This window comes from Streptomyces zingiberis, from assembly GCF_012034935.1.
Lineage (GTDB): Bacteria > Actinomycetota > Actinomycetes > Streptomycetales > Streptomycetaceae > Streptomyces > Streptomyces zingiberis.
Genome location: NZ_JAATEN010000013.1, coordinates 153,801 through 165,214, shown reverse-complemented (window position 1 = coordinate 165,214; position 11,414 = coordinate 153,801). Strand labels below are relative to the sequence as shown.

At 72.8% G+C, this 11,414-nt stretch carries 8 protein-coding genes and 5 tRNA genes; 11 read left to right on the top strand and 2 right to left on the bottom strand.

All coding sequences use genetic code 11. The features are described 5' to 3' along the window. Position 1 precedes the first annotated feature (1 nt). Positions 2-3,703 carry a sensor histidine kinase gene (locus tag HCK00_RS17800; protein WP_168102964.1) on the bottom strand — a complete coding sequence of 1,234 codons (3,702 nt, stop codon included), beginning with the start codon at positions 3,701-3,703 and terminating at the stop codon, positions 2-4. Between the two features lie 571 nt (positions 3,704-4,274). On the opposite strand from HCK00_RS17800, the gene HCK00_RS17795 reads away from it, so the two are divergent. The 8 genes from HCK00_RS17795 (at position 4,275) to HCK00_RS17760 (ending at position 7,736) form a co-directional block, all read left to right on the top strand. Further along, complete coding sequence (locus HCK00_RS17795) at positions 4,275-4,466, top strand: hypothetical protein (RefSeq protein WP_168102963.1); 192 nt, start codon at positions 4,275-4,277, stop codon at positions 4,464-4,466. A 226-nt stretch (positions 4,467-4,692) separates the two neighbouring features. Next, entirely contained in the window at positions 4,693-5,475 is a 783-nt protein-coding gene (locus tag HCK00_RS17790; protein ID WP_168102962.1) for a fumarylacetoacetate hydrolase family protein, read from the top strand. Continuing rightward, a complete protein-coding gene (gene gltX, locus HCK00_RS17785; protein WP_168102961.1) occupies positions 5,468-6,961 on the top strand; it encodes a glutamate--tRNA ligase in 1,494 nt (497 codons plus the stop codon). Before HCK00_RS17790 ends, gltX begins: the two co-directional genes overlap by 8 nt. A gap of 233 nt (positions 6,962-7,194) precedes the next feature. Continuing rightward, positions 7,195-7,266 (top strand) — tRNA-Gln (locus tag HCK00_RS17780). Positions 7,267-7,325: 59 nt separating this feature from the next. Further along, positions 7,326-7,398, top strand: a tRNA-Glu gene (locus HCK00_RS17775). Between the two features lie 56 nt (positions 7,399-7,454). After that, positions 7,455-7,527: transfer RNA gene (locus HCK00_RS17770), tRNA-Glu, on the top strand. Between the two features lie 13 nt (positions 7,528-7,540). After that, a tRNA-Gln gene (locus HCK00_RS17765) sits at positions 7,541-7,612 on the top strand. A gap of 51 nt (positions 7,613-7,663) precedes the next feature. Continuing rightward, positions 7,664-7,736, top strand: a tRNA-Glu gene (locus HCK00_RS17760). A 287-nt stretch (positions 7,737-8,023) separates the two neighbouring features. Here the strand turns inward: HCK00_RS17760 and ndgR are convergent. Further along, positions 8,024-8,752 (bottom strand): IclR family transcriptional regulator NdgR, encoded by a 729-nt coding sequence (gene ndgR, locus HCK00_RS17755; protein WP_168102960.1) that lies wholly within the window; start codon positions 8,750-8,752, stop codon positions 8,024-8,026. Positions 8,753-8,981: 229 nt separating this feature from the next. Between ndgR and leuC the strand changes: the two genes are divergently transcribed. From leuC to HCK00_RS17740, 3 genes are all read left to right on the top strand, one after another. Then, entirely contained in the window at positions 8,982-10,406 is a 1,425-nt protein-coding gene (leuC, locus tag HCK00_RS17750; protein WP_168102959.1) for a 3-isopropylmalate dehydratase large subunit, read from the top strand. A 6-nt stretch (positions 10,407-10,412) separates the two neighbouring features. Further along, positions 10,413-11,006 carry a 3-isopropylmalate dehydratase small subunit gene (gene leuD, locus HCK00_RS17745; RefSeq protein ID WP_168102958.1) on the top strand — a complete coding sequence of 198 codons (594 nt, stop codon included), beginning with the start codon at positions 10,413-10,415 and terminating at the stop codon, positions 11,004-11,006. A gap of 173 nt (positions 11,007-11,179) precedes the next feature. After that, entirely contained in the window at positions 11,180-11,413 is a 234-nt protein-coding gene (locus tag HCK00_RS17740) for an SCO5555 family protein (RefSeq protein ID WP_168102957.1), read from the top strand. Position 11,414 lies beyond the last annotated feature (1 nt).

Below are 11,414 nucleotides of genomic sequence, written 5' to 3'. Positions count from 1 at the left end.
ACTAACGCTCCTGATGGTAAGAGGGACCAAATCCGTGATCGCCGTACGCCGGGTTGTGGCCGGCCTGGCGGCCCTGCTGAATGCCCCGGCGGAGATTGGTCAGGCGTCCGCGCACGTCGGCGGGCGCCCGGGAGACCTGCGGACCGGGCTGGACGTTCTCCGGCTGCCGTGCCGTACCGGCCACGAGATTCGCCCGGGGGACCCGGCGCGGCAGTCCGGAGGTGGTGAGACCGCCGGCGGCGGGCTGGCGCACGCGCTCGGCCTGCCGTCCCAGCTCGTCGTTGGGGGAGGTGCGCCACCCCGCGCCGGCGGGGCCGCCGTTGCCGGCCGCGGCGCCTGCGTCACCCGGGGCACCCGGGGCACCCGTGTCGCGCTGGGGCAGGGCGGGCTCGCGCCGCTGTTGCTGCGGCACCCCGGCCGGGGCGTGGTGACCGCCGTTCTGCCGGTCGCCCTGGGGCCCGGCCGGGCGGCCCTCGCCGGGCCGGTCGCCGCGGATACCGCGGAACCAGTCCGATTCGAGGGCCTCGAAGAGCGGGGTGCGGCCGTCCCCGGGGCCGGTGGCCGGCGGCAGGGCCTCCGGCTCGGCGCGCCGCTGCTGGGCCGGGAACTGCTGCGGCTGGGCCGGGAGCTGCTGCGGCGTCCGCTGCGGGGCGGGCGGCGGTGCCTGCCGGCCGAAGTCGGGGCGCGGGAACTGGGTGGTCTCGTCGGTGTCCTGACGGTCCTGACGGCCTTGGCGCTCCTGGAACTCCTGGCTGTGGGGGGCGGCCGGGTAGGCACCGGTGTCCTGGCCCTGCCGCGGCTGCCGGTCCGGACCGGGCGGCGGTCCCTGCCGGTCGGAGAAATCGGGGCGCGGGAACTGGGCCGTGCTCTGCGCGTCCTCGTAGGTGTGGGGAGCGCGGGGGCCCTGGGAGCCGTACGGGTCGTGGGACGGGCCGCGGTCCTGGGAACCGTCGGCGTTCCCGCCGCCACCGGGCCAGTCGTCGCCGGAGGAGCGGCGGGCGCCCCAGCCCGCGCCGGGCGCCTCGACGCCGCGCTGCTCCGGGGCCGCGGACCGCGAGGGCCCGGGCAGCTCACCCGCGTGACCGCGCGCCGGAATCTGGGGACGGGGCCCTTGCCCGGCGGGCGCCGGACCGCGTCCGGGGGCCTGCCGCGGCGCGCCGGTGGGCGGCGCCACGGACTGCGGACCGTGCGGTCCCTCGTCCTGGGACGGTCCGGGACGGCGGAACGGGTCGTCGGCTGCGGAGGCGGGCTCCCGGGCCGGGCCCGCGGGCGCGGCGCCGAAGAGGTTGGCACCACCGGCTCCCTGGCCGCCCTCGGCCCAGCCGGGGTGCGCGGGGCCGGAGCCCGTGCCGGGGCCGCCCGGCCGGGAACCGGGCCCGGCGGGACCGCCGGCGGGGGCCCCGTCACGGCCCGGAAGGGCGGGCCGGCCCGCCGCGCCGGACATCTGGCCACGGGGCGCCATGCCCGCCAGCCGGCCGCCGGCCTGCTGGCCGTTGCCCGCTCCGGCACCGGCGCCGTTCGGCTGCCCGCCGTGGCCCGCTCCGGGGCCACCGGGCCGGGGGCCGCCTCTGCGGCCGCTCTGGGCCACGTCGACCGGGAGCATGACGAGGGCGGTGGTGCCGCCGGAGTCGGAGGGCCTCAGCTGGATGCGGATGCCGTGGCGCTGCGAGAGGCGGCCGACCACGAAGAGGCCCATCCGGCGGGAGACGGAGACGTCCACGGTCGGCGGCGAGGCCAGCCGCTCGTTGATCTCGGCGAGATCCTCGGGGGAGAGCCCGATACCGGTGTCGTGGATCTCGACCAGCACCCGCCCGTCGGGCAGGGCGTGACCGGTGACCTTGACCTTGGTCTGCGGGGAGGAGAAGGAGGTGGCGTTCTCCAGCAGCTCGGCCAGGAGGTGGACGAGGTCGTTGACGACCCGGCCGGCGACCTCCGTCGAGGGCACGGCACTCAGTTCGATCCGCTCGTACTGCTCCACCTCGGAGGCCGCGGCGCGGAGCACGTCGACCAGCGGGACGGGCCGGGTCCACCGGCGCCCGGGCTCCTCACCCGCGAGGACCAGCAGGTTCTCGCCGTTACGGCGCATGCGGGTGGCGAGGTGGTCCAGCTTGAAGAGCGAGGAGAGCTGGTCCGGGTCGGCCTCGCGGCTCTCCAGCTCGGAGATGAGCGAGAGCTGACGCTGGATCAGGCCCTGGCTGCGCCGGGAGAGGTTGGTAAACATCGCGTTGACGTTGCCCCGCAGCAGGGCCTGCTCGGCGGCGAGCCGCACCGCCTCGCGGTGCACGTCGTCGAAGGCCGTGGCCACCTTGCCGATCTCGTCCCGGCTGTGCACGCCGACGGACTTCACGGAGGTGTCCACGTCCTGCGGGTCCGCCTCGGAGAGCTGCTGGACCAGCTCCGGCAGCCGCTTCTGCGAGACCTCCTGGGCGGTGTCCTGCAGCCGGCGCAGCGAGCGGACCATGGAGCGGGCCACCACGAACGCGCCGACCAGCGAGACGCCCAGCACCAGCAGGATGAGCAGACCGTTGATCAGCGCGTCCCGCTGGGCCTCGGCGCGCAGCTCGCGCGCCTTGTCCTCCATCTCGGAGAGGAGGGTCTGCTCGATCTTCGCCATTTCGTCGATCTTCGCCGTGTCCTGGTCGTACCAGTCCTTGTACGAGCGCGTCTCGCCGGCGATCGGGCTGTCGGGCTTGAGCATCCGGGCGGCGTACTTGTCCGCGAGGATGATGTTGGCGCTGCCGCCGTCCTCCAGGGCGCGGAGCAGCTCCTCGGTGGTCTGCTTGCCGGCGTAGATCTGGCTGAACTGGGCGAGCGTGGACTCCTCGCTGAGCAGCGCGCTCTCACCGTAGATGCGGTCGCTGGGGACGAGCCGGGGCTTGGGCTCGTGGGCCAGGGCGGCGGTGATCATCGCGCGCTGGATGGAGGCGTACTCCTTCGCGGCGGAGAACGCCGCGAGCGCGCGGGTGGCGCGGATCATCTCGGTGTTGCTGGTCGCCTGCGCCATGTCCTGGGAGAGCGAGAGCAGCGAGGTGATCAGCTGGTTGTACTGGGTGACGGTGAGCGCGATGTAGTCGCTCTCCTGGTAGGCGTTGGCCCGGATCTGCTTGAGCTGCTCCAGCTGCTTCAGGATGTTGACCAGCGAGGAGTTGACGCCGATCAGCGCCTCGTCGTCGGAGGCCTCGATGTCCTGGGTCGCCTCGCGGAAGGACTGCTTCGTCCGGTCGGTCTGCTGCCGCGGGTAGACGACGTCGTCGTTCTTCTCGTCACCGCCGGCCAGCGGGCCCGCCGAGTGGTCGCGCTCCTCCTGGAGCGCGGAGGCCAGCTCCGTGGCCTGCTTGGTCATCTCGGTGAGCAGCTGCATGTTCTCCAGCTGCGCGAGATCGTCCATGGAGGAGTCGATCCGCAGCGCGCCCAGCGTCGTCGCCGCGACCACGGGCAGGGCCAGCAGCGAGACGAGGCGGGTGGAGATGCGCCAGTTGCGCAGGGCGAGCCGGCTGCCCGTGTAGGCGGGCCGGGAACCGTCCGGCTCACCCTCGGCGCCGCCCCCCGGCTGCGGTCCCGTCCGGGAGGTGCGGCCGGAGGCCTGGTCGGCGGGTGTGGCTCCGGGGCCCTGGCCGCGCTCGGGCGTCAGGCCGCGGTCGGCCCCGCCGTGCAGCTCCGGGTCCGCCGCAGCGCTGCTATCCCTCTTGAAACGTCCCTGCACTAGCGTCGCAACCTCTGGACCGGGCGCCCCGTCGCGTGAGCGGGTGGGGCGGTGGGCGAGTTGTGGGGGCCTGGGCTCCCAGGGTGGTCGTCGATGACCGGCGCGTTCCCCCGGTTGTCGTCGGACAGATTCGGACACCGCCGCGTGGCGCCGTTGAGGCGCCGGTTGGTGCCGCGCCGGCCCGGATCCTGCGGCGGTCCGTGAGATTCCAGCACAGTGGCGGATCTCCAACAAGGGCGGGGACGCCCATGTCATATGAGTGACGGTGCGTGCGGGAAGGGTTACGTGATGTGGGGGGAGTGGTCAGTGATAACGGACAATTGCCAACGATTGGACTGAGAGTGACCGCTGTCCCGCCCGGCTGTATGGCGGGCGGAATGACCCTTTTTGTGGCGGGGTACTCCATTGGCGAGGGCGGCGCCGTCGCCCGGAATGGCGCTTTTGCGCCGGTGTAAGTGAGTAAAATCACATGGTCTCCCTGGCTTTGTTCCGCCGGGAGTGGGGAACGCGCGTCTAGCCTTCCCGTTGACAGGGACGACCGTAACGACAAGCGCGAGGGACCGTACGACCGGTGAAGACGACCATGATGTTCCGCACCATAGCGAACCCCCGACGCACCACGCTGGCGCACCTGGAGGACGCCGACGAGCTGCGCCCGACCGTGGTCGAGCAGTCCCGGGAGCCCGACGCCCTCCCCGCCTCCACCGCCAACCCCCGCCGCACCGTGCTGACCGAGGTCCCGGAAGGGCGGGGCGGGCACTGAGCCGCCGCCCCTGAGGCCGCCGCGCGCCGGCCGCGCCGCCGGTCCGCCGCCCACCCGGGTGGAGCGCCTGCCCGGAGGGCGCGGGCGGCCACCGGGCGGACCGCTCCGCCGGGGCGTGCGCCCGCCGCGCGGGTCCCGGCCCCGGCGATGGGCCGTCCGCCGCCGGGGCGGCGTTAGCCTGGGACGTCAGTCTCCGGCCAGTGACAGTGAGGGGCAGCGGCTTCCCGTGCGCATCGCAAGATTCTCCATCGACGGCAATGTCGCCTTCGGTGTCGTGGAAGGGGAGCCGTCCGACCCGGACGGCCCCGTGCTCGACATCGTCAAGGGCCACCCGTTCGCCGAGTTCGAGCGCTCCGGGCGCAAGGTGCCGCTGAGCCAGGTGCGGCTGCTGCCCCCGGTGCTCCCCAGCAAGGTCGTCGCCATCGGCCGCAACTACGCCGAACACGCGGCCGAGCTGGGGCATGAGGTGCCCGGGGTACCCGTCACCTTCTTCAAGCCCTCCACCGCCGTGAGCGGCCCCGGCGACCCCATCCCGTACCCCTCCTTCTCGCAGGAGGTGCACCACGAGGCCGAACTGGCCGTGGTGATCGGCCGGATGTGCCGGGAGGTCCCCCGGGACCGTGCCCACGAGGTCATCCTCGGCTACACCTGCGCCAACGACGTCACGGCCCGGGACGTCCAGCGGGCCGAGGACCAATGGGCGCGCGCCAAGGGGTTCGACGGCTCCTGTCCGCTCGGCCCCTGGGTGGAGACCGAGCTGGACCCGTCCGACCTCGGCATCATGTGCACGGTCAACGGTGAGCAGCGCCAGCTCGGCCGGACGGGGGAGATGGTCCGCTCCGTCGCCGATCTCGTCGTGCACATCACCCAGGCGATGACGCTGCTCCCCGGAGACGTGATCCTCACCGGGACCCCGGCCGGCGTCGGGCCCCTCACCGTCGGCGACGAGGTCGCCGTCACCATCGAAGGCATCGGCACTCTCACCAACAAGGTGATCAAGCGTGACTAGCGCACCCCTCCCGTACCCCGTCCGTGTCCGTTTCTGCCCCTCGCCGACCGGCAACCCGCACGTCGGCCTGGTCCGCACGGCGCTGTTCAACTGGGCGTTCGCCCGCCACCACGGGGGCACCCTCGTCTTCCGCATCGAGGACACGGACGCCGCCCGCGACTCCGAGGAGTCCTACGCGCAGCTCCTGGACGCCATGCGCTGGCTCGGCCTCGACTGGGACGAGGGCCCCGAGGTGGGCGGCCCGCACGCGCCGTACCGGCAGTCGCAGCGGACGGACCTCTACGCGGACGTCGCGCGCCGCCTGGAGGAGGCCGGCCACGCCTACCGGTGCTACTGCTCCGCCGAGGAGCTGGAGGCCCGGCGTGACGCCGCCCGCGCCGCGGGCAAGCCCTCCGGCTACGACGGCAAGTGCCGCGCGCTCACGCAGGAGGAGATCGTCGCCTACCGCGCGGAGGAGCGCACCCCCATCCTCCGCTTCCGGATGCCCGACGAGCCGATCACCTTCACCGACCTGGTCCGCGGCGAACTCACCTTCACCCCGGAGAACGTCCCGGACTACGGCATCGTCCGGGCCAACGGCGCGCCGCTCTACACCCTGGTCAACCCGGTCGACGACGCGCTGATGGAGATCACCCACGTCCTCCGCGGCGAGGACCTGCTCTCCTCCACGCCGCGGCAGATCGCCCTCTACCGCGCGCTGGCCGACATCGGCGTGGGCAACGGCTCCGTGCCGCGCTTCGGGCACCTCCCCTATGTCATGGGGGAGGGGAACCGGAAGCTCTCCAAGCGCGACCCGCAGTCCTCGCTCAACCTCTACCGCGAGCGGGGCTTCCTCCCCGAGGGGCTGCTCAACTACCTCTCCCTGCTGGGCTGGTCGCTCGCCGAGGACCGGGACATCTTCACCCTGGAGGAGATGGTCGCCGCCTTCGACGTGGCGGACGTCAACGCCAACCCGGCCCGGTTCGACCTCAAGAAGTGCGAGGCGATCAACGCCGTGCACCTGCGGGCGCTGCCGGCGGAGGAGTTCGCCCGCCGGCTCGTCCCCTTCCTCTTCCCCGGCGAGGAGCCGACGGACGAGCAGCGGGAACTGCTCTCCCGCGCCGCGCCGCTGACCCAGGAGCGGATGACGGTCCTCAGCGAGATCACCGGGATGCTCGGCTTCCTCTTCGTACGGCCCGAGGAGTTCCGGGTGGACGAGGCCGACGCGGCCAAGGCGCTGACCCCGGACGCCCGGCCCGTGCTGGAGGCGAGCCTCGCGGCGCTGCGGGACCTGCGGCAGTTCACCCCGGACCCGATTCAGGCCGCACTCCGCGAGGCGCTGGTGGACGGGCTCGGCATCAAGCCCAAGCACGCCTTCACCCCGCTGCGGGTGGCGGTCACCGGCCGCCGGGTCTCCCCGCCGCTTTTCGAGTCCATGGAACTGCTGGGGCGTGACGAGACGCTGCGCCGGCTTCAGATCGCGCTGGAGCGGGTCTCCACCGCCTGACGTGCGGGGCTCCCGGGGCGGGACCGCGGGCTGCCGTGGGGTGGGGCCGGACCCCGGCGCTCCCACGGGAATCCGGGCCCGCCCGGGGGCGCCGCCACCGCGGCGAAGCCGTTTTGGAGCGCTGTCCACGATCGGGTAATGTTCTTCCTGCGCCGCCCGCCCGGGCCGGAAGATCCGGTCGGACAGCGCGACCAGGCAAAACCCCGTCCAGTCTGTATGGGGTTGCGTTTCGGTGGGCTATGGTGTAATTGGCAGCACGAGTGATTCTGGTTCACTTAGTCTAGGTTCGAGTCCTGGTAGCCCAGCAAGAGATCTCGTCGGAACTCTCTTGTGCGCAGGTGATCTCCTGTGTGTGCAGTGACTTGCCCCCGTTGTGTAGCGGCCTAGCACGCCGCCCTCTCAAGGCGGTAGCGCCGGTTCGAATCCGGTCGGGGGTACGGATCCGCATCGGCCTCCGGGTAGCTCCCGGGTGGCCGGTTCCGGGTCGTCTAGGGCCCCCGTTGTGTAGCGGCCTAGCACGCCGCCCTCTCAAGGCGGTAGCGCCGGTTCGAATCCGGTCGGGGGTACTGGTCTATACCATGGGCTATGGTGTAATTGGCAGCACGAGTGATTCTGGTTCATTTAGTCTAGGTTCGAGTCCTGGTAGCCCAGCGCGATCACGCCTGTGTCCGCCGTTCCCGGCGATGAACACAGGACTCGCAGGCCCCCGTTGTGTAGCGGCCTAGCACGCCGCCCTCTCAAGGCGGTAGCGCCGGTTCGAATCCGGTCGGGGGTACAGCAGGAAACGGCAGAAGACCCCGCCCCCGGCGGGGTCTTCTGCCGTTGTGGGCTCACGGCTCCGCCCGCCGGGGCCCGCGGATCCGCCGTTGCCCGTGTGCCGGCCGTTGCCGCTCGCGTTCCGTCCGCCCCGGCCCGCGGTCATTCGTCGCCGGCGCATGCCCGGTTCGCCGTCGGCCCACGGCCGGCTCGCGGCCTCCTCCCGGGCGGCGCGCCGGGACCGCCGGGGCCTGCCGGTTCACGGTGGGAGCCGGTTCCGCGCGGATCGCCGGCCGCCGGCCCGGTTCAGGAGCCGTTGCGGCGCAGTGCCTCGCTGAGCCGGCCCGCGGCGTCGATGACGGCCTGGGCGTGCATCCGGCCCGGGTGGCGGGTCAGCCGCTCGATCGGGCCGGAGACCGAGACGGCGGCCACGACCCGGTTGGACGGCCCGCGGACCGGTGCGGAGACCGAGGCCACGCCCGGCTCGCGTTCGCCGATGGACTGGGCCCAGCCCCGGCGCCGTACCCCCGACAGGGCGGTCGCCGTGAAGCGGGCGCCCTGCAACCCGCGGTGCAGCCGCTCCGGCTCCTCCCAGGCCATGAGGATCTGCGCCGCCGAACCGGCCTTCATCGGCAGGGTCGAGCCGACCGGCACGGTGTCCCGCAGTCCGGACAGCCGCTCCGCCGCCGCCACGCAGATGCGCATGTCCCCCTGGCGCCGGTAGAGCTGCGCGCTCTCCCCGGTGACGTCCCGCAGGTGCGTGAGCACCGGTCCCGCCGTCGCCAGCAGCCGGTCCTCACCCGCCGCGGCGGCCAGCTCCGCCAGCCGCGGTCCGAGGATGAACCGGCCCTGCATGTCCCTCGCCACGATCCGGTGGTGTTCCAGGGCCACCGCGAGCCGGTGGGCCGTCGGCCGGGCGAGCCCGGTCGCGGCGACCAGCCCGGCGAGGGTGGCCGGGCCGGACTCCAGTGCGCTCAGTACCAGAGCCGCCTTGTCGAGAACACCGACCCCGCTGGAGCCGCTAGAGTTGTCCATGGCTCGATATTCGCGTCTCAGAGTATGAAACGCAAGTTCACTTTTCCCCGGAAGCCGCCAATCTGTTGGAAGCGGCCCGGGGGAAACGACGGCGGTACGGCCGCCGGACACCGGGCTCCGGGCGGGCGGCCGCCCGGCGGCGCCAGGTCGCGCAACCGCCCGCGGATCACCGCGGGACGGCAACGACAGCCGAGACGGGCCGGCAGAGCCGCCGGCCGGAGGGAAAGCGATGGGACGGACACTCGCGGAGAAGGTCTGGGACGACCATGTCGTCCGGCGCGCGGAAGGCGAGCCCGACCTTCTCTTCATCGATCTGCACCTGCTGCACGAGGTGACCAGCCCCCAGGCGTTCGACGGGCTCCGCAAGAGCGGCCGCCGGGTGCGGCGCCTCGACCTGACCATCGCCACCGAGGACCACAACACCCCCACCCTGGACATCGACAAGCCCATCGCCGACCCGGTCTCCCGGGTCCAGCTGGAGACCCTCCGCAAGAACTGCGCGGACTTCGGTGTCCGGCTGCATCCGCTCGGTGACGTGGAGCAGGGCGTCGTCCACGTGGTGGGACCGCAGCTCGGGCTGACCCAGCCGGGGACGACCGTGGTCTGCGGTGACAGCCACACCTCCACCCATGGCGCGTTCGGCGCGCTCGCCTTCGGCATCGGCACCAGCCAGGTCGAGCACGTCCTGGCCACCCAGACCCTGCCGCTCGCCCCGTTCCGCACCATGGCCGTCACGGTCGAGGGCGAGCTGCCCCCGGACGTCACGGCCAAGGACCTCATCCTGGCGATCATCGCGCGGATCGGCACCGGCGGCGGGCAGGGCTACGTCATCGAGTACCGGGGCCCGGCCATCGAGAAGCTCTCGATGGAGGCCCGGATGACCATCTGCAACATGTCGATCGAGGCCGGCGCCCGGGCGGGCATGATCGCTCCGGACCGGACCACCTTCGACTACCTGCGGGACCGCCCGCACGCCCCGCAGGGCGAGGAGTGGGACGCGGCGGTCGCGTACTGGGAGACGCTCCGCACCGACGAGGACGCGGTCTTCGACCACGAGGTCGTCATCGACGCCGCCGAGCTGGCGCCCTTCGTCACCTGGGGTACCAACCCCGGCCAGGGTGCGCCGCTCTCGGCGTCCGTGCCCGACCCGGCCTCCTTCGCCGACCCCAGCGAGCGGTACGCCGCCGAGAAGGCCCTGGAGTACATGGCGCTGGAGCCGGGCCGGCCGCTGCGTGAGGTCGCCGTGGACACCGTCTTCGTCGGTTCCTGCACCAACGGCCGCATCGAGGACCTGCGCTCGGCCGCCGCCGTGCTCCGCGGGCGCTCGGTCGCCGAGGGGGTACGGATGCTGGTGGTGCCCGGCTCGGTCCGGGTGTCGCTCCAGGCCGTGGAGGAAGGGCTGGACAAGGTCTTCACCGAGGCGGGTGCCGAGTGGCGGCACGCCGGCTGCTCGATGTGCCTGGGCATGAACCCCGACCAGCTGGCTCCGGGGGAGCGGGCGGCCTCCACCTCCAACCGGAACTTCGAGGGGCGGCAGGGCAAGGGCGGCCGGACCCATCTGGTGTCGCCGCAGGTGGCCGCCGCCACCGCCGTGCTGGGGCATCTCGCCTCGCCGGCCGACCTGTCCGACGTCCCGGCTCTCGTGGAGGCCTGAGGAACCATGGAAGCTTTCACCACGCACACCGGCCGGGCGGTGCCGCTGCGCCGCAGCAACGTCGACACCGACCAGATCATCCCGGCCCACTGGCTGAAGAAGGTCACCCGGGACGGCTTCGAGGACGGGCTGTTCGAGGCCTGGCGCCGGGACCCGGAGTTCGTGCTCAACCGGCCCGAGCGGCAGGGGGCGACGGTCCTGGTGGCCGGACCCGACTTCGGCACCGGCTCCTCCCGGGAGCACGCCGTCTGGGCGCTGCAGAACTACGGCTTCAAGGCGGTGATCTCCTCCCGCTTCGCCGATATCTTCCGGGGGAACTCGCTGAAGAACGGCCTGCTCACGGTGGTTCTGGAGCAGGAGATCGTGGACGCGCTCCAGCAGCTCACCGAGCGGGACCCGGCCGCCGCGATCACGGTGGACCTCGTGGCGCGTGAGGTGCGGGCCGAGGGCGTCACGGCCCCCTTCGAGCTGGACGAGAACTCCCGCTGGCGCCTCCTCAACGGGCTCGACGACATCTCGATCACCCTGCGGAACGAGGCGGACATCGCCGCCTACGAGAGCGCCCGGCCCGCGTTCAAGCCGCGCACCACCCTCGTCTGACCGGCCCGTTCCCGGCCTCCCGCCCCGCCGGGGCGGGAGGCCCGGCCAGGACCCGAACGGCACACCGCGCCCCCCGCCTTCCGGCTGGGGGCGCGGTGGTGTGCGAACCTCTTCCCTGGACCGGGTTGCGGCCCCGCGGGGTAACAACTCGCCTCAGATGGCACAATCTGTGCATGGACCGCGACGCCCAACTCCAGCTCTACGAGCTCGTCGCGAGCCGCCTCAAGGAAGCGCACGCCCGCGTGCGCTCGCTGCGTATCCCGGAGGGCGAACGGATGGCGCTCTCCCGGAAGCTGCTCGCCATCACGGCCGCGGCCAAACACGATCTCCCGCGCGCGGCACGGCGTCTGGACCGCTTCATGCAGGAACTCGACGACAGCCGATTACGCCGCCCCTTCTCTGCGTAAA